Here is a 19,179-nt window from a genome sequence, read left to right on the forward strand (position 1 = left end):
TAAAAAGAGAGTTTAATATAACTAGTTTTACTTACACTTGGTAGTAGTGCTTAGCGTTTGTATAGCTAAGGTCATGCCATGTCTTATCGTTTGAGCATAACGCCTTATGGCAGTGCCATAGATTGTTGTAGCTTGTATTTATTTGGCACACAGGGAAGTTGCTAGCAAACATAATACGCTGCTGGCCAAAGTGATTAAAAAGAAAACTAAAACACGCTGCTTGTTGCTCGCTGGTGAGTTGTAGTAATTCAAAACCAGAGAATTTAATTGCTATGTTGTCATGCTGAGCAAGTAACTCAACACCTTGTCGCCAATCATTTAAATTACTTGGCAACCCTGCATGATTAATTATAATTTGAAGCTGCGGTAGCTGCTTAGCGTAGTAAGCCACTCGTTTGGTTATTTCGCTATTTTCAATATCAAACTGAGCTTCAAAATGCAGTTGGGTATCTGATAATATTGTCAGGTTTTTAAAACTATTAGCATCTAATAAACGCTTTGCGTCAGTACCTTCGGTTATATCTCTAATGCCACACAAACTCAGATGAGTTAAAGCTTCCAACGAGTTTATAAACTGATTAGCCGATGAGTCAATTTGGTTGTAACTAATAGCCTTAAATGAAAGGTTTTTTAAATGCGAGCTTAGCCAGTTTAGCTCGTTAATAGGGGAGGTGTTATCAAACCCTGCTTCTATATGAACAAGCCCTACTAGCTCAAAGTCAGTACTTTTAACAAGTTGCTGTGCACTTACTGGCTGTTTTATTTTTTCTAAATTTGGCCACGCTGGTGGGTTAGCGCCTTGTAACCATGAGTATTGACCTTCTACTAAATTAAAAAAGTGTACGTGTGGGTCAATAATTTTTAGGCTCATTGCACATTACTCATTGGGCAGTGTAGCCACCGTCAATGCTTTGTAGGCTGCCAGTAATAAAGCTGGCATCGTCGCTTGCTAAAAAGCTCACAAGGGCGGCAACCTCGTCGGCTTGACCTAATCGGTTAAGCGGTTGAAGACTTGCTTCCTCGGCAACTATTTCAGCTTTGTTTGCGCCACTTTTTGCGCAGTACGCATCTATCGCGTTATGAAAAAGCGGGGTTTCTATTGTGCCAGGGCATACCGCATTTGCTCTAATATTAAAACCCGCGTAATCAAGCGCTGTTGTTTTGGCCATTGAGGCAAGGGCATGTTTTGTTAGGTTATACGCAAAAGAGTTTTGCTTACCTATAATTGCCTGATCGGAAGCGACTAATATAATAGCGCCGCCATTTTGCGCTTTCATGCTTGGCAATACGCTTTGTATTGCGGCATAAGCGCCTTTAACGTTAAGCGCAAAAAGTGCATCGAGAGTTTGCTCGTCGGTGCTTTCTATATTTGCGCTTAAGTGTTTTCCAGCATTAGAAACAAGTACATCAATACGTTTGCTTTGTTCACAGATAGCGTTGATACAGCTTTTTACCGCCGATACATCACTTACATCACACTGATGAAATATACCGATTTCGCTCAGCTCTATATCAAGGTTATGTACTTCATAGCCATTGTTTAGCAAACGCTTTACTACGGCTAAGCCAATACCTTTTGTACCACCTGTAACGACTGCAACTTTAGACATACTTACTTCCTTTATTGCTAACTAGTGAGAGTGACCACAGCCGCCTTCAGCGTGCACGTGTCCGTGAGAAACTTCTTCACTTGTTGCTTCACGTACTGATATAACTTCAACGTCAAACGTTAGCGTTTTACCAGCAAATGGGTGGTTTAAATCACAATCTGCGTTAAAACGACCAACCTTAACAATAGTAACCTGATGACGACCTTGGTTAGAGCTAACCATTGCTGTCATACCAGGTTTCCATACTTTAACATCGCCTTGTAGATGCTTAAGCGGAATACGCTGAATTAAGTCATCAACACGCTCGCCGTATGATTCACTTGGCTCTAGAGTTACACTAAATTTTTCGCCAGCTTCTTTGCCTTCAAGTGCTTTTTCTAAACCAGGAAGCATGCCTTCGCTGCCATGAATGTAAGTAAGTGGCGCTTCGTTTGTGCTACTTTCAATTTGCTCGCCCGCTTCGCTAAGGGTGTAATGAAATTCAACTGCTGAATTTTTGCTAATTTGCATGCTTGTCTCTTAAAATAATAACTATGTTAGGGCGCAATTTTACGCGAAATATACTTGTTTATAAACTTAACGTGGCTGATTTAGTGTTTTTTGTAAATTTAGCAGAAAATCTTTTTTTGTTGGGGCTGCTTTTTGCTTTTCAGCCTGTGGTATAAACAGTACTAATTGAGTACCAGGCTTTAAAATGCTCGATGCAGAGAGTTTGTTCCATTTTGCCAAGTCGCTATGGGGTACATCGTAAAGCTGACTTATACTCCAAAGGCTATCGCCCGACTTAACTTCGTAATCTATTTCAATGGTGGGAATCGCAATCTCTTGGTGTTCTAAATAAGGGCTAATTTTGTAATCAACTGTTAATGTGCTTGGCAGGGTTTTAGGTTGTCCAACTAATAACTTTTCTCCAACGCCTATTAAATTATTATTTTTGTTATTAAGTTGTTTTAAAGCTTTTACCGACATACTAAAACGTCTAGCAATACCGTAAAGCGTGTCGTCTTGTTTAACGATGTACTCTCCAGCAAAGTTTGATTTAAAAAACTGACTTTTTAATAAGGCCTCTTGCCCTATAGGCAGCAGTAAAGTATGCGGCCCGTTAGGTGAGCTTTGATTTTTTAAATATCCCTGATTAATCGCGTGTAACTGCTTTGAACCTATACCAGAGAGCTTAGCGATGACTGAAAAGTCGAACTGCTGGCCTATATTCATCTGTGTTGTAAATGGCTTATATGCAAGCTTTGGGCGTTTAATGCCCTTTTGTGGGTGCTTAACTAAATAGCTTAAAGCGAGTAACTTGGGTACGTAGTCGGCGGTTTCTTTTGGCAGACTGAGTGACCAGTAATCGGTGCTTTTACCGCGCTTTTTGTTTTTTTCGATTGCGCGTTTAACGCGGCCCTCACCACTGTTATAAGCAGCCAAAGCATGTAGCCAATTACCATCAAAGCGTTTATGTAAGTAGCTTAAGTAATCAAGCGCTGCATCGGTTGAAGCAAGTACGTCTTGGCGCCCGTCGTACCATTGGTCTGACTTAACTCCAAAGTGATGCGCTGTTGCGCCAACTAACTGCCAAACACCAACAGCTTGCTGTGATGAGGCTATCGTTGGTCTAAAATCGCTTTCTACAAATGGTAGTAAAGCGAGCTCCATAGGTAGTTGCTTTTGCTCAATTTTTTTTACGATATGATACAGGTAAGGCGCTGCGCGTTTACTCACAGTTTGTAAGTAGTTAGGTTGCTTTGCGTACCAGCTGATACGCTTTTTTAACGCGCGATTTTGATAAACCGTAAAGTGTAGATTGTTGGCTATATGCACCCACAGATCGGTGGTTCTTGGTGGGCGCTTTTTTACGATTGTTTTTTTGAATTGAAGTGACGTAACGTGCTCACTAACTTGGGGCGATTGAGCTACTTCTTCTTCAATATCATAAGTATAGTCAGGCTCAAAATGAGTAAATATTTGTGGAGCTTCTTGTGGTTCTTGCTCCGTTGATTGACAACCAAATAACAAAATACCCAAACAACATAAAACCAAACTGCGCATAGTGATCACTTTTGTAAATTCCTTTTATTATTTTAACACAATCCGTTGTGTTGAGTTATTCTGCGCTTTTTGCGCGATTTAGGCCAGCTTGTAAAAAGAAGTTACTCGATTTTATATTAAGCGCTTCTTGTTTATAAGGCTCAATAACTGATTCAGGAAACGATAGCATTAACTGCTCAATACTTTGATCTTTATTGTTTTTAACGTGCTCTATTATGGCTGTTAAAAATGATAGAGGCTGTTTCAGCTGCTCTTTTGTTAATGTGCCTCCGTGCCCAGGTAAAATAATAGTGAGCTTTTCGTCGTTAATATATTGCTTAAGCAACGCTTGCCAACTTTTAAGTTCACCGTGCCCAGGGTAAGGAAGCCAGTCAACGATATCGCCACCAATCAGCACACTGCCATTATTAGTAGTAATAGTTAAATCGCCGTTAGTATGGGCTTGTTGCGGCTCAAGCGTTACCTCAAAATCACCAAGGTCGATAACTTTACGACTATCAATTACTATTTCGGGTTTGCTGAGCTGATACTCCTGCCAGCGAAAAAGTCGTTTTTTTGCAAGCTCTAACTTATTTCGCCATTTAGCTTGCTCTTCTTTGGGCACATTCGCTAATCGTTGGTAGCTCAGCTCAATGCTCTTTTCATACGTGTCTAGTTTGTCGGTATATGCTGTTTGATAAAGGTTAAAATTTTTATTTACCTGCTGATGAACAATGAGCTTAGCATTAGGGTAAAAATTTTGCATAACCGCCATACCTAGCAAGTGATCGTCATGGTAGTGGGTAGCCACTAAATAGCATAAAGGTGTTTTAAGGCGTTTCTTTAAATCTTCAGCAAGTTGTTCAACTGCGGCAAAATTGGCGCTCGTATCAACAAGTAAGGCACATTTCTCGCCTTCAATTAACACTTGGTTAGAGTCGTAAAAGCGAAGCTTGTCTTGTTGCTTTAAAAACTGAATATGAGGGTTTATTGTATTCCAAGTGACGGCAGCATAGGAGCTAGGTACTATTGATAATAAAGTGCATGCTAATAGTAAGTGCTTACATGAAGAGGCTATGTTTGAAAGTTTTAACTTCATTTATTATCTCTACGCTGATGTTTAATTACTTTAATAATAAACAAAAAGCGCAGTATGCGCTTTTTATTTTTGGTGTTTGGGGTCATTTGCCAAATGCTGACTGAGTTTATCAATCATTTGGTCTTGATGCTGTTGCTCAACTGTAGCCTGTGTTTTTGCTTCTAGCAATTCGTGGCTTAAGTTTAATGCTGCCATTAGTAGGGCTTTTTGATCGTTTCTAACGGTTGAGCGTTGCTTCATTTGCTCAACTAAGTCATTTAGATTTTTAGCTGCTGCTATTAATGCATCTTCCTGCCCTTCAGGGCAAGCAAATTGCTGCTCTTTACCTAGCAACTCAACAGTGACCCGCTGGTTTTGCAGCTCAGACATTAGCTAGCCTGTTGTGCGCTTTGTAACTTATCAAGAAGACCAGATAAAGTAGTGCTGGCATCTTTTTGCTTTTCTTCATTTTCTAAAGCTTCAAGTTGTAGCAATTCGTTGTCATCGCTTAGTTTAGTGTTCTGTTCTTTTAAAGTAACAACATCTGTTTGTAATTGGTTATTACGTTCGATTAAAGAATCGATCAGTTGTTCGAGTTGTTGAAGAGTAGTGTTATTCATAAAGGCGCTCATATAACTGTAATTAATGTCATGCAAATGTAAAGCAAAGTGTGTTGATTTGCCAGCATTTACGGTGGTTTTAGCTGATTTTTCTTTTGCGTTAAGGGATAATTCAGCATATGGGCTTTTTCATTCAGAAATGGTTCACTTAAACACTCTCTTATCTTGGTGTAAGTTGCCAAAGCCTAGTGCTTATGGTTCACTTACGATATTAAATTGCGTATGGCGAAAATAAATAATGCTTAGTTACAGACACTCATTTCATGCGGGTAATCCTGCCGATGTACTTAAACACTTAGTACTGGCACAAGTGCTAAATTATCAAACAATTAAAGATAAACCGCTTGATTATATAGACACACATTCAGGTGCTGGCTTTTTTGAACTTGCAGCTGCCGATGCGCAAAAAACGCAAGAGTATCAAGATGGTATTGAAAAACTTTGGCATCATAAAAGTGAGCATGCTGAGCTTAATGAATACATTGAATTAATTAAGTCATTTAACGACACTGACGAACTTGCGTTTTATCCAGGTTCACCAAAAATTGCAGAGCACTACTTACGCCGCCAAGATAAGGGTTGGTTTTTTGAACTGCACCCGCGCGATTTATTATTACTTGAAGAAAACATGCAAGGTAAGCGATCTATTCGTGTACGTGGAGAGGATGGTTTTGCAGGTTTAGTTGGTTTGTTACCACCAGCATCTCGCAGAGCGTGTGTGTTAATTGATCCTCCATACGAAATTAAAGATGACTACGAAACGGTTGTAAAAACCTTAGTTAAAGCTCATCAGCGTTTTGCTACAGGTACTTACATGATTTGGTATCCGGTTGTAGATAGAGAGCGCATTGATAATATGGAGCAGGGCTTAATTGATTCAGGAATGCGCAACATTCAGTTATTTGAATTAGGCACTGAAGCGGATACTGACGTACACGGTATGACAGCATCGGGCATGATTGTAATTAATCCTCCATGGAAGCTAAAGCAAACAATGGATGCAATAATGCCTGAACTTGTTAGTTTGTTAAGTGAGCCAAGTGGTTTTTACAGAAGTGAACAACTCGTTGATGAGTAACTTTAAATAGCGCTTATAACGAATAATAAAATGCCCAGCTTTGCTGGGCATTTTATTTAAAATCAATACGAATGTGTTAGGTAATATTTATATAAGGGAGCTAAATATTAATTAAAATAAACCGCACTAAAAGTAGCAAGTGTATTACCGCGACTGTTTTTAAGTTTTAGTGATTCACCTGTTATTTCCCACTTTGAAGTTTTGCTAAGTACGTCAGACATAGCCGCTTCTTGGCTCATATTATCCGAGCACATCTTTTTTGTACTTGCTAGCTGACTAAGTGTAATTGTTTGCTGCTCGGTACTATAGCTTCCGCTAAAATTATTACAGCCTAAAAAGCCATTAACGCGGTGGTCTTTATTGAACTGAATGAATGGTTCTTTAGTTGTAACATTCACAGTTTGAGCATTTATTGTTATTGCTTTCCAGTAAGTATTTGTGAGTGTTACATCGGGTTTTTGAGTCGACACTTTTGAAAGCTCAATTTTATAGGGGGTAGTTAACTGTGATTCTGCAAACGGGTCATGATTTGTTGTACTTGTGTAAAGCACTTTGTCTTTATTTATAATTCTGGCGCTTAGGCTATAGCGATGTTTATCGCTAATTTTGCTGGCATCATAAATTAGCTCAACGGTAAATGGCGGGGCTTGGGTTACATCAATCACTTCTTGTGTGATTATATCGGCTTTTACATCCATTTTAGATACATTGGAAAGCGTAACTATTAATTGCGAGCCAGGGCGAAGCACACTGCGATCTTTGTAGCTAGCTTGGATAGTTAGGCTGGTTATTGCTTCTGCAATTTCTGTGTTTTCAGTCGATTTAGTTTGCTCACCGCAGCCAGTTACTGCAAAAGCGCTAAGCGCCAATAAGCCAATCCCTGCAACTGCCTTTTTACGCGAAGATACTGCTTGATGCTTTTCCATGTTGGTTATCCTTACTCAATATTATGTCCTTAGTGTATTACCTAGTTACTTAATCATTCCTTAACTTATTTTAAACATAAAAAAAGGCGCATTAGCGCCTTTAATAATTTAAAACAAACGATTATTTTTTAACAAACTTAGTTAAAATAACAATGCGCTGGCCGTCAACTCGCCCTTCAATATGTTCAGGGTTGCTGGTTAGGCCAATATTACGAACAGCTGTTCCACGTTTAGCGGTAAGGCTACTGCCTTTAACGTCTAAGTCTTTAATTAGGGTTACAGTATCGCCTGCTTGAAGTACTACACCGTTGCTATCTACATGCTTTAAATCGTCATCTTCGGCAAGTGCTTTTTTAGCCCAGGTTAGCGTGTCTTCTTCAAGGTAAATCATGTCTAGCGCATCTTGTGCCCAGCCATTATCAGGCGCTAAACGCGAAAGCATTCTGTAAGCTACAACTTGTACTGCAGGAGTTTGGCTCCACATGCTATCGTTTAAACAGTGCCAATGTGTAGGCGTTATTTCGCTGTTATTCTCGATTTGATCTTTACATGTTTGACACGTGTAAATACATTTATCTGAGTGGGTTTCAGTTACCGGTGGTACTTCATAAACAGATAAGTTCTCGGTGGCTGCACACAATTCACATTGATTATTACTACGTTCGATTAAGGCTTTTTCAATACTCATGGGGCTCTTTCTGATTCTGGTCGAGTTAACATTTGCTGCTATTATACTCCAAAACACGAGCTCTGCGCCATTAGTCCCTTAATTTTGTGTGGGTATATTACTCATATACTTATCTTCAATACTTTTTATATATCCTTGAGCATGAAGGTTTTTAATTGCTAGGTTTATTTGGGGCAATAATTCTTTATGTTTGCTTAATAAACGAATTCTTAAAAAACCATGGGAATGCTGTGCGCCAAAGGCAATGTTTATCTCTAATTGCTTTGCCCAATAGAGCGCAGTTAACTTACCTACTAGTGCAGCTTCTACACGGTTTCTTGAGAGAGCGGTCATAAGTTCTTTCTCGGATGGAAAGTCAACACGCTCAAAGGTGTTATCATTAAAGTAATAGTAACCTAGTACCGTTCCTATATTTTTGCCCTTTAAGCTATCAGCGCTTTGCCAGTTCCGGGCATTTTGAGGCAAGGTAACAATCATTTCTGTGGCATAAATAAGGGGCTCTGAAAAAACATAACGAGAGTCATTTCTCTCATCCTTTGGAAGCCATTCTAATGAAATAACATCAAAATCGATTATTTCATCTTGTAAATATTTGGTAATACGCTTTGTGGGTAGGTCGATATGAGAAGCTGCAATATTTGCATCATCGAGTGCTTTTTCAATAATTTCGGGTAATACACCAGGCTTTTCTGGATCATTTGTATAATATGGATAATGACTACCTGACGCGCTAACATTGTATTTGAGGGGAGTAGGGTTAATGCTGGCATAGCTAAAAGATACAAATAGTAGAGGGCTCAGTACTAATAACCGAATAAAGTTAGCCAAATCTCCACCTTTTATATTAATATTTTTATATTAGTGTTGTGTAATTTTAACATTTTTGCAATGACGACTATGTTTATCTTATGCGAGTTGCATTAAAGTACACATATTATTGGCTGTTTTGCCATCTCTTATTTATAGGTTTAGAGCCAAGTGAAATTAAATAACATACCTGATGAGGTACAAAAAATAACTCAGTTTGTCGCCCGGCAACCTATTTTTGATATAGATCAGAATGTTTTCTCATACGAACTACTCTATCGAGATTCAGCCAATAATGCGTTTCCTGTGGGCACTTCTGATGTGCATGCGACAAGCCGCCTGTTTTTTAATGCATTAATGTTGGTAGGTTTAGATAGACTTACCGCGCATCATTTAGCTTTTATAAACTTGTCATCAGAAACTATTCTCGATAACTTTCCCAAACTTTTATTGCCAGAAAATAGTGTTATTGAAATAGTAGAGCGCACGGGTAATATTCCTGCGGTTGCTGAGCGTGTGCAAGAACTTAAAAAAGAAGGGTATGTTTTTGCACTTGATGATTACGATGGCGATCCAAAATGGGAGCCACTATTAGCACATGTTGATTACATAAAAATTGAGATAGATGATCCGGTTATTAAAACCAATATGCGCATTAAAAAAATAAAACGCGCAAATCCACATGCAAAAATAATTGTTGAACGAATAGAGACGCATGAACAATTTAATATATTAAAATTGGCAGGCTGTGATTTATTTCAGGGGTTCTTTTTTTCTCGCCCAGAAATGATTACGTATAAAGGTGTAGAGCCTTCAAAGTTAACTGTTTTTGATCTATTGCGTTTTACAGCAAAACAAACACTTTGCTTTAAAGAAGTTCATCAACGAGTGGCCAGAGATGTAGCCATAACAGCCAGGGTTTTAAAGCTGGCTAACGCGCGTTCAGGCAAAGCAAATTTAGTTATTACTTCTATTTCACAAGCGGTTATTTATTTAGGTGAAGATACAATAAGGCAATTTGTTCGTGTATTAGCAATTAGTGAGTTGGGGGTCGAAAAACCAACTGAGTTAACTAAGCTTGCTTTAACTCGGGCACAATTTATGTCGCTTATTTTAGAGCAAAATAATAAAGAACTGACTGAGCAAGGCTATCTAGTGGGTTTGTTTTCTGTGCTTGATGCCATTTTAGATGGCGATTTAAAAGACATAGTTAAAGAGTTTACTTTAGATGCTGCAATATCTGATGCGTTACTACTTGAAAAAGGCACTTTAGGTGAGTGTTTATCGCTTATAAAAGAATTTGAATTAGATAATGTAGATGAAGCTATGGTCCATTTGGCCAACATAAACTCAGAGCTACACATTGGCGATATATTTAATTTTTTACTGGATGCTGTTTTATACAGTGACGATATTATTGAGGCAATAGCAGAATAAATATGCGTAATTGGTTGTCGGTTATAAGTGTAGTGGTTGCTCTTTGTTTATTGTTTCCTGGTATTACAAAACCAGTATTAACAATAGAGGGCAACATAGATAAATCAAAACTAGCGCAAGCGGGTATTGAAATGCTGGCTGAAGAGGGCGATGGTCGAACTCGCAGTATGCTAATGATGTTCTCGAACATGCTAGGGCTTGATAAGTTAGAAGGTGAGATTAGCGCCTATAACAAAACACAAAGTATTTTAGGCACAGTTAAAGAGCTTGCTAGCAATAATAATTTATTTGTAGCCGCTTTAGTGGGGTTGTTTTCTATTGTTATTCCAAGCTTGAAGCTGCTATTACAATTGCTTTATTGTTGCCTACCTTTGAATGGGTTTAAGCAAAAGCTCGGTCTGGTTATTTGTGCATTAAGTAAGTGGAGCATGGTTGATGTATTTGTTATTGCATTAATAGTGACTTACTTAGCAGGTAACGCCCATGGTAAAAGTGGTGAGCTACTTGTTATGAATGCACAATTTGGTGAAGGGTTTTGGTATTTTAGCGCATATTGTATATTTGCAATTATCGCGAGTAACTTAATTAAAACACCTGCTAAACCGCAGTCTACATAATTAAAGTATTTGTGGTTGCCGTTAGGTTACCTTACAATCATTTTAAAGTTTATTAAAAGGCATAATGTTGCAACGTTTTTACTCTAGTTTACTCATGATAACTTTACTGCTCACTTTTGTGGGTCAGGCAGTTGCGTCTGTAGCTATGGTATGCGAAATGCCACATATGCCAACTAAGACAGCAACGCATGCCCAAATGCCAATGACACAAAGTAGTGATGCAACAGCTGTCGTTAGCATGTCTGAAAATATGATGCAGATGGATTGTTGCGACGACGAAAGTACGCCACAAAATGACTGTAAATGCCCTATGAGTGGCTGCGCTGCTAACTCAATGCTTAATGTTGATACTTTATTTAGCGTTACTTTACTTGAATCTGAAAAAGTAAATGTACGTGTATTTACTACACAAATTAATATACCTCGTTCACTCTACCGCCCTCCTATGTCTGCTTAATAGCAGGATAGGTGTATGTAAAAATTGCGGTAACCCCGTTTATTGGTAACTCCTAAACACCTTTTTTGCTTCCTAATTTAAGATTTTCTTTTATTTTTAGATGGAGCAGGTAATGAACCACGCTGTAAGTATTAAAGTCGTATTATGTAGTGTTGTGTTATTTAGCACAGCTGTTAATGCGCAAAACAATCAAAATAACCTAAATACCGAAACACTAAAGCAAACTAGTAATGAGCAAACGCTTAGCTTAACGCAAGCGCTTAATTATGCGCTAACGCATGAGCCATGGCTAAAAGCGAGTGGCTACCAAGAAGATGCAGCAATAGCGCAAAGCATTGCCGCTGGCACCTTACCCGATCCTGTTTTAACGGTTGGCTTACTCAACTTACCTACTAACGGTTATGCGTTTGATCAAGAAGGGATGACGCAGCTTAAAGTTGATTTGAGCCAAAAGTTTAGCCGAGGGAATAGTTTAGCGCTTAGACAAAAAGCATTAGCACAGTCTGCTCAACAATACCCTTGGCAGCGCGCCGATCGCTTAGCACAAGTAAAAGCAATTGTGATTGAGTCGTGGTTAAACGCGTATCGTGCTCAGCGAAGTATTGCTTTAATTGAGCTAGATAAAGGGCTATTTACTCAACTTATTGACATTACCGAAGCAAGCTACGCAAGCACCTTAGGTAAAACACGTCAGCAAGATATTATTCGTGCGCAATTAGAACTCACCCGTCTTGAAGATAAGCTGGTTATGCTTGAGCAGCAATTTGAAAGTGCTAAAAACCGTTTAGCACAGTGGTTACCTATGAATATGCTTATGCAGCCTTTAAATACTGAGTTTACTAAAACCGCAGGGCTGGTTGATTTTGCGAGCCTTGAATTTGATGAGCTAATACAGTTGCTTATGACGCATCCCGCAATTATTGCGATAGATAAAACCGTAACGGCAAAGCAAACCGAAGTTGCACTCGCTAAGCAAAGCTACAAACCTCAGATGGGCGTTAATGTGGGCTATGGTTACCGAGATGATACCCCGATGGGTGAGTCGCGAGCTGATTTACTCTCTGTAGGGTTTAGTATTGATTTGCCATTGTTTACTGATAACAGACAAGATCAACAGGTTAAATCGGCTATTGCGAGTGCAGAAGCTACTAAAACACAAAAGCTGGTGGCGCTTCAAAAACTCAAAGGCATGTACTTTAAGGAGTTTAGCCAACTCGCTCGTTTGCAAAAACGCGATGCGCTTTATCAAAATACGTTATTACCGCAAATGTCAGAGCAATCTCAGGCAACACTTAATGCTTATACACGCGACGACGGGGATTTTTCTGACGTGATGCGCGCGCGCATTAGTGAACTTAACGCCAAAATTGATGCACTGAATATTCAAGTAGATCAACATATTATTACCGCCCGCCTTAATTATTATGCAAGTAGCTTAGACCCCCAAGTAATGAGCGAGCAAACTGGAGAATTACACAATGAATACTAATTTAAAGTTACTTGTTGCCGCCTTAGTTGGCGCAGGCGCCTTTGGGTTAATAGGCGGCTTAGTAATGCAATTTTTACCTAGCAACTCGGCAATGAATGAACAACAAAACACTGACAAACAGCCCTTATATTGGGTAGCCCCTATGGATAGTAATTACAGGCGTGACACGCCAGGGCTTTCTCCAATGGGAATGGATTTAGTCCCTGTGTATGAAAACGCTAGCAACGCTCAGGATGGACCTGGCGCTGTAACTATTTCGCCTGCAGTCGTTAATAACTTTGGCGTAAGAACCACCAAAGTAGAGCTTAAAACACTTCACAGCGATATAAATACTGTGGGTTATGTGCAATATAACCAAGACCAACTTATTCACATTCATCCGCGTGTAGAAGGCTGGATTGAAAGTTTATATGTTAAAGCACAAGGCGCAGAAGTTAAAGCCGGTGAGCCTTTATATACATTGTATTCACCACAATTGGTGAATGCACAGGAAGAGCTTTTATTGGCGGTTAATCGTAATAATACCGTGTTAATTCGCGCTGCAAAGGCGCGTTTAGAGTCGTTGAATGTGTCTGATGGATTTATCGAGCGCTTACAAAAAAATAAAAAGATAATGCAAAATATTACTTTTTACGCAAAGCAAAGTGGTGTGGTAGATGAGCTAACAGTACGAGAAGGCTTTTACGTTAAACCAGGCACATCAATGATGAGTATTGCCCAGCTTGATGAAATTTGGGTAGAGGCAGAAGTGTTCGAGCGCCAATCAGAACAAGTGAGCGTTGGTTTGCCCGTTACAATGACGCTTGATTACTTAAAAGGTCAAAAGTGGGAAGGTAAGGTTGATTACATTTACCCCGCGCTTGATGCTAAAAACCGAACTCTGCGTGTAAGGCTTAGGTTTGAAAATGTAGATCATCGGTTAAAACCAAATATGTTTGCACAAGTGAGCATTCACGCTAAAGCGAGTAAGGCGCAATTTACAGTCCCTAAAGAAGCGGTAATCCGCACGCAGCATCAAAACCGTGTGGTTATTGCATTAGGTGAGGGGCGTTTTAAATCGGTAGAAGTTGAAGTTGGGCAAATTAATAGTAATGAAGCGGTCATTTTGTCAGGTGTAATGACAGGTGACACGGTAGTTACTTCAGCGCAATTTTTAATAGACTCTGAATCGAGTAAAAGCTCCGACTTTAAACGAATGGAAATGCCTAGTTCTAGTATTAGCTCAGGTATGAGTTCGGATTCTGGTTCAGACTCAAATATGAACATGGATATGCAGCCACAAAACGCCACGGTTAACGGCACTATTAATGCCATAGATATACAAAATCGCATTATTAATATTAGCCGAGAAGCCATTGAAAAATGGAATCGAGAACCCGCCACAATGGACTTTGTATTAGCGCCAGATATTGATATTACTCAGTTTGAAAATGCCCAGTATATTAATTTTACTTTTAGCATTATTAACGATGAATTTGTAATTACTAAAGCGCAAAACGCAGAGCCGATTGATCATTCTACTATGCAACATAGTTCTCACTAGGAGCCATTATGATAACTGCCATTATTCGCTGGTCTGTTAGCAATCGCTTTTTTGTGTTGTTGCTTACATTAATTTTACTGGGTGGAGGATTGTTTGCGGTAAAAAATACTCCCGTGGATGCCTTGCCTGACTTATCTGATGTTCAGGTCATTATAAAAACCACTTACCCGGGGCAAGCGCCGCAAGTAGTGCAAGACCAAGTTACATTTCCGCTCACCACAGCAATGCTTTCTGTGCCGGGTGCACAAACTGTAAGGGGTTTTTCGTTTTTTGGAGACTCGTACGTTTACGTTATTTTTGACGAAAAAACCGATTTGTATTGGGCGCGTAGCCGAGTACAAGAATACCTAAGCCAAGTAGCGAGTAGATTACCCGATAGCGCTACGCCAGAGCTTGGCCCTGATGCAACAGGCGTAGGTTGGATTTACTTATACGCACTAATTGATAAAACAAATAAACACGATATTAGTCAGCTACGAAGCTTACAAGATTGGTTTTTAAAGTTTGAGCTACAAACTGTGCCCGGTGTATCTGAAGTGGCTGCTGTTGGTGGCATGGTTAAGCAATACCAAGTCAATGTAGAGCCCGATAAATTACGCGCATATGGTATTCCGCTTAGCCTCATTCAAACCGCTATTCAACAAGGCAACCAAGAGATGGGCGCCTCAGTAGTTGAAATGGCTGAAGCAGAATACATGGTAACAAGCACAGGCTACATTAAGAGTGTTGCCGACTTGGAAGCTATTCCGCTTGGTGTAAACGCCAACGGTACTGCGCTGCAATTACGTGATGTAGCCGATATTAGAGTCGGACCGCAAATGCGCCGTGGTATTGCAGAACTGAATGGTGAAGGCGAGGTAACCGGCGGCATTGTTATTATGCGCTATGGCGAAAATGCACAAAAAACCATTGAGCTCGTAAAAGCAAAATTAGAATCGCTTAAAAAGGGATTACCAGAGGGCGTTGAAATAGTCCCTGTGTACGATCGCTCCAACTTAATAAATAACGCGGTAGATAATTTAACAAGTAAGCTAATTGAAGAGCTTATTGTAGTTGCCTTAGTGTGTGTGGTGTTTTTGTTTCATGTGCGCTCATCGCTGGTGGCGATTATTACATTACCGCTTGGAATTTTAACTGCATTTATAATTATGTATTGGCAGGGGATTAACGCCAATATTATGTCTTTAGGAGGAATTGCAATAGCGATAGGCGCAATGACTGACGGTGCTATCGTCATGATTGAAAATATGCACAAACATATGGAAAAAACGCCCCTTACCAACGAAAATCGCTGGGAAGTTGTGGCTAAATCGGCGAGTGAAGTGGGTCCTGCATTATTTTTTAGTTTATTAATTATTACCGTCAGCTTTATGCCGGTATTTATTTTAGAAGCGCAAGAAGGACGTATGTTTGCGCCACTGGCTTACACTAAAACCTATGCTATGGCAGCGTCTGCTGGGCTTGCGATTACCTTAGTGCCGGTATTAATGGGTTACTTTATTAGAGGTAAAGTTATTTCGGAGCAAAAAAATCCAGTTAACCGATTACTCGTCGCAGCGTATCGTCCACTACTTAACTGGGTGCTTAAATTTCCAAAAATGACATTGGTACTCGCGGTGGTTGTTTCTGTTATTGGCTTTTACCCGGTAAATAAAATAGGCAGTGAATTTATTCCGCCACTTGATGAGGGCGATTTAATGTATATGCCCACAACGTATCCTGGTTTATCGGTAGGTAAAGCGCGCGAAATACTACAGCAAACCGACAAGTTAATTGCCACAGTACCCGAGGTTAAAACAGTATTTGGTAAAGTTGGGCGAGCAGAAACTGCAACAGATCCTGCGCCGCTTACAATGATAGAGACGTTTATTCAGTTAAAACCAAAAGACGAGTGGCGCGAGGGTATGACGCTTGAAAAACTTAAAAAAGAACTCGACGGTTTGGTTAAGTTTCCGGGGCTAACTAATGCGTGGGTGATGCCAATTAAAACACGTATTGATATGCTCGCAACCGGTATTAAGACTCCCGTGGGCATTAAAGTTGCGGGACCAAAGTTGAGTGAAATTCAAAAAATTGGTCAACAAATAGAAGTGCTTTTAAAAGATGTGCAAGGCACTGCATCGGTTTATTCAGAGCGAGTAGCCGGTGGACGTTATATAAAAGTAGATATAAATCGTGAAAAAGCCGCGCGTTATAGCTTAAACATTAGCGACGTACAGCAAGTTGTATCTACTGCAATAGGTGGTACAAACGTAACACAAACGGTAGAAGGGCAAGAGCGTTACCCTGTTAATTTACGTTATCCGCAAGCATACAGAGACTCGCCAGAAGAGTTAATGTTGTTACCTATTGTAACGCCTACAGGGCAGCGTATAGCACTTGGTGATGTAGCCGATGTATTTATTGAAGATGGACCGCCTGGTATAAAAAGCGAAAATGCACGTTTAAACGGTTGGAGTTTTATTGATATAGATGGCGTTGATATTGGTACTTACGTTGAGCACGCTCAGCAAGTGCTCGATAAAGACCTAATACTACCTGCTGGCTACTCAATTACGTGGGCTGGGCAGTATGAATACATGCAGCGCGCTAAAGACAAACTGACTTATGTATTACCTCTTACATTAGCGATTATTATTGTATTGCTTTACCTTAATTTTAGAAGCTTTGCTGAGGTCACTATTATTATGGCTACGTTGCCACTGGCAATGATTGGTGGCGTATGGCTGATGTATTTAGAGGGCTTTAACTTTTCAGTTGCAGTAGGTGTAGGCTTTATTGCCTTAGCCGGTGTTGCGGTAGAAATAGGGGTCATTATGTTGGTGTATTTAAACCAAGCCTATCAAGAAAAATGCCTCGAAGCAGAGCAAGCCGGAAAACCGCTTAGCTTAGTGCAATTACAGCAAGCCATTATTGAAGGTGCAGGGCTTCGAGTACGCCCGGTTATGATGACTGTCGCGACAATTATTATCGGTTTATTACCTGTACTTTATGGTACAGGCACCGGAAGCGAAGTAATGAGCCGAATAGCAGCGCCTATGGTTGGCGGTATGGGCAGTGCAATTGTACTCACCTTACTTGTTATTCCTGCTGTTTACTTGCTGTGGCGCAAACAAGGACTTAAATAATATAAAACAACAAGACGATAGAGCAATGCTGTTACTACCCGCGCATTGCTCTATAAAAATTACCTATAATTTGTAAGTTGTTCTATTAAATAGCGAGTTATTACTCATATTTAAATTAACCAACTGTTTTTAAATAGCTTTTTAATTGGCACGCTTTACGCAGTGTATTACCTATACAGTCAACTAAGTAAGGAATGCACATGCAAGTTAAAACAATTAAAGAGGTATACGATTGGACCGTTTTGTTTCATACGCAAATGGCGGCTAATTTCTATAGCGTAAAGGATTTACTCGATGAACATAATGCAATGCTGGTGGACTACTACCTAAATTACGAAAAAAAACTCGCCGAAGATTTAGTCGGGTTTAAAGCGATAACTGAAATAAATACGCTCGATACATACAGTTATGAATACTTTGCTAAAAATCCTGAGCTAATTACTTTTGAAGACATTAGTAAAGATCAGCAATTCGATGAAGAAGTCATTCAAGGCTATTTAGCACAGCAACATCAAAAAGTGATTGAGTTATATGAATACTTACTTGAACGCGCCGAAACCGAAAGTGGGCAAGAAAAGCTTCAACAAATACTAGAGCTTGAAAAGCAAGGTATAAAGCAAATGATGCAAAGCACTAATCGTCATATGGATATGTAGCTTTATAAAAGAGCGGGATTACTGAGTTTATCTCGCTCTTATTAGCTTTAAGGTGATTATTTAAAATAGCTGATGCTTGCATCGGCTTATTTTATGTCTGCTTTAAATAACCCGCAGAGCATTTTGATGGACTAAAATGGTATGCGTGTCAGTTGTATGGCACGCATAAATAGAGGTTAAACTTCTTCTGTATCTACAATTAAATCACTTGTAATTGATTCTAACGCTTCAATAACTTCGTCTTTATCCATACCATTTGGCAAAGTAACGGTAGCTACGGCACTGAAAATGGGCACTCCCCAATTAGGTGCACTTTGTTGTCTTGAATTTAAGTGAGTAATATTAGCGCCTTTATGGCGTATTACACTTGCCAATTCTTGAACAATACCAGGACGGTCGTTACCTGTTATGACTAGATTAATTTGCTCTAGTGTTGATGGTTCAATCTCTGTGTTTCCGGTTTCAATACGAACGTCTAACTTAGGTAACTTATTTAAAGCACTTTGTAATGATTGAAAATGCTCCTCAGCAACTTCAAGTTGAATAATACCTGCAAAATGACCTAATAAATGGCTTAAGTTACTGCTTAGCCAGTTACCATGATTCTGTAATACGACTGATGAGATGCTCTCTACTAAACCAGGGCGATCTTTCCCTAAAATAGTTATAACCAACTGCTTCATAAATAATTCTCTTTTTAAGCCCAAAGAAAGTAAATGCATAGGCATTAAGTATGTTGTCTAATTTAAATTGTGTGTTGTTGCACTTTTTATAAATCTTTGATTATAAATTAAAAAAATGAATATAGTTGTGTTGACTATACGCAGTATTAATAGTCATTATTATTTACTAAGTACTCTTTTAGTATTGACCTCGATAAATACTTTGTCCAATTATTTTATAATTTAGTTCACTTATAAATCACCTATTTGAAGCTAATTTAGACTTTTCCCTCGTTAGTTTTATTTAAAGCTGTTTTAGAGTGCTTATTATTACTGCTGTAACATTACTGTCATCTTG

General features: G+C 39.3%; 19 protein-coding genes. 8 read left to right on the forward strand and 11 right to left on the reverse strand.

The window, feature by feature from the left end:
* Positions 1-31 precede the first annotated feature (31 nt).
* From P20429_RS02400 to P20429_RS02370, 7 genes are all read right to left on the reverse strand, one after another.
* Entirely contained in the window at positions 32-871 is an 840-nt protein-coding gene (locus tag P20429_RS02400) for an amidohydrolase (RefSeq protein WP_007586436.1), read from the reverse strand.
* A 10-nt stretch (positions 872-881) separates the two neighbouring features.
* Positions 882-1,610 carry an SDR family NAD(P)-dependent oxidoreductase gene (locus tag P20429_RS02395; protein ID WP_007586438.1) on the reverse strand — a complete coding sequence of 243 codons (729 nt, stop codon included), beginning with the start codon at positions 1,608-1,610 and terminating at the stop codon, positions 882-884.
* A 21-nt stretch (positions 1,611-1,631) separates the two neighbouring features.
* A complete protein-coding gene (locus P20429_RS02390) occupies positions 1,632-2,120 on the reverse strand; it encodes a peptidylprolyl isomerase (protein WP_007586440.1) in 489 nt (162 codons plus the stop codon).
* Between the two features lie 66 nt (positions 2,121-2,186).
* Positions 2,187-3,656 (reverse strand): LysM peptidoglycan-binding domain-containing protein, encoded by a 1,470-nt coding sequence (locus tag P20429_RS02385; protein WP_033027133.1) that lies wholly within the window; start codon positions 3,654-3,656, stop codon positions 2,187-2,189.
* Positions 3,657-3,711: 55 nt separating this feature from the next.
* On the reverse strand, positions 3,712-4,734 hold the full coding sequence (locus P20429_RS02380) for an MBL fold metallo-hydrolase (RefSeq protein ID WP_007586444.1): 1,023 nt from the start codon (positions 4,732-4,734) through the stop codon (positions 3,712-3,714).
* 63 nt (positions 4,735-4,797) lie between these two features.
* The gene (locus tag P20429_RS02375; protein WP_007586447.1) at positions 4,798-5,103 is read right to left on the reverse strand and encodes a cell division protein ZapA; all 306 of its coding nucleotides are present in this window, start codon (positions 5,101-5,103) and stop codon (positions 4,798-4,800) included.
* The gene (locus P20429_RS02370) at positions 5,103-5,333 is read right to left on the reverse strand and encodes a hypothetical protein (protein WP_007586448.1); all 231 of its coding nucleotides are present in this window, start codon (positions 5,331-5,333) and stop codon (positions 5,103-5,105) included. The genes P20429_RS02375 and P20429_RS02370 overlap by 1 nt, the downstream gene beginning before the upstream one ends.
* Before the next feature lie 238 nt (positions 5,334-5,571).
* On the opposite strand from P20429_RS02370, the gene P20429_RS02365 reads away from it, so the two are divergent.
* Positions 5,572-6,411 carry a 23S rRNA (adenine(2030)-N(6))-methyltransferase RlmJ gene (locus P20429_RS02365; protein WP_007586449.1) on the forward strand — a complete coding sequence of 280 codons (840 nt, stop codon included), beginning with the start codon at positions 5,572-5,574 and terminating at the stop codon, positions 6,409-6,411.
* Between the two features lie 107 nt (positions 6,412-6,518).
* Here P20429_RS02365 and P20429_RS02360 read toward each other — a convergent pair whose 3' ends face one another.
* From P20429_RS02360 to P20429_RS02350, 3 genes are all read right to left on the reverse strand, one after another.
* Complete coding sequence (locus tag P20429_RS02360) at positions 6,519-7,337, reverse strand: META domain-containing protein (protein WP_007586450.1); 819 nt, start codon at positions 7,335-7,337, stop codon at positions 6,519-6,521.
* Positions 7,338-7,458: 121 nt separating this feature from the next.
* On the reverse strand, positions 7,459-8,025 hold the full coding sequence (locus P20429_RS02355; protein ID WP_007586451.1) for a PhnA domain-containing protein: 567 nt from the start codon (positions 8,023-8,025) through the stop codon (positions 7,459-7,461).
* A 78-nt stretch (positions 8,026-8,103) separates the two neighbouring features.
* Entirely contained in the window at positions 8,104-8,853 is a 750-nt protein-coding gene (locus tag P20429_RS02350) for an ABC transporter substrate-binding protein (RefSeq protein ID WP_007586452.1), read from the reverse strand.
* 150 nt (positions 8,854-9,003) lie between these two features.
* On the opposite strand from P20429_RS02350, the gene P20429_RS02345 reads away from it, so the two are divergent.
* The 7 genes from P20429_RS02345 to P20429_RS02315 all read left to right on the forward strand — a co-directional run bounded on the left by P20429_RS02345 (position 9,004) and on the right by P20429_RS02315 (position 18,159).
* Entirely contained in the window at positions 9,004-10,269 is a 1,266-nt protein-coding gene (locus P20429_RS02345) for an EAL and HDOD domain-containing protein (protein ID WP_007586453.1), read from the forward strand.
* 2 nt (positions 10,270-10,271) lie between these two features.
* On the forward strand, positions 10,272-10,886 hold the full coding sequence (locus P20429_RS02340) for a paraquat-inducible protein A (protein ID WP_007586454.1): 615 nt from the start codon (positions 10,272-10,274) through the stop codon (positions 10,884-10,886).
* Positions 10,887-10,980: 94 nt separating this feature from the next.
* Entirely contained in the window at positions 10,981-11,343 is a 363-nt protein-coding gene (locus P20429_RS02335) for a hypothetical protein (protein WP_225913250.1), read from the forward strand.
* A gap of 112 nt (positions 11,344-11,455) precedes the next feature.
* Complete coding sequence (locus P20429_RS02330; protein WP_007586456.1) at positions 11,456-12,832, forward strand: TolC family protein; 1,377 nt, start codon at positions 11,456-11,458, stop codon at positions 12,830-12,832.
* Positions 12,822-14,375, forward strand: coding sequence for an efflux RND transporter periplasmic adaptor subunit (locus P20429_RS02325; RefSeq protein ID WP_007586457.1), 1,554 nt, complete (start codon positions 12,822-12,824; stop codon positions 14,373-14,375). The genes P20429_RS02330 and P20429_RS02325 overlap by 11 nt, the downstream gene beginning before the upstream one ends.
* Before the next feature lie 8 nt (positions 14,376-14,383).
* The gene (locus P20429_RS02320; protein WP_007586458.1) at positions 14,384-17,503 is read left to right on the forward strand and encodes an efflux RND transporter permease subunit; all 3,120 of its coding nucleotides are present in this window, start codon (positions 14,384-14,386) and stop codon (positions 17,501-17,503) included.
* A gap of 200 nt (positions 17,504-17,703) precedes the next feature.
* On the forward strand, positions 17,704-18,159 hold the full coding sequence (locus P20429_RS02315) for a hypothetical protein (protein ID WP_007586459.1): 456 nt from the start codon (positions 17,704-17,706) through the stop codon (positions 18,157-18,159).
* A 176-nt stretch (positions 18,160-18,335) separates the two neighbouring features.
* Here P20429_RS02315 and P20429_RS02310 read toward each other — a convergent pair whose 3' ends face one another.
* The gene (locus P20429_RS02310; protein WP_007586460.1) at positions 18,336-18,842 is read right to left on the reverse strand and encodes a glycine cleavage system protein R; all 507 of its coding nucleotides are present in this window, start codon (positions 18,840-18,842) and stop codon (positions 18,336-18,338) included.
* Between the last annotated feature and the right edge of the window lie 337 nt (positions 18,843-19,179).

This window comes from Pseudoalteromonas sp. BSi20429 (genome assembly GCF_000238895.1).
Taxonomy (GTDB): domain Bacteria; phylum Pseudomonadota; class Gammaproteobacteria; order Enterobacterales; family Alteromonadaceae; genus Pseudoalteromonas; species Pseudoalteromonas arctica.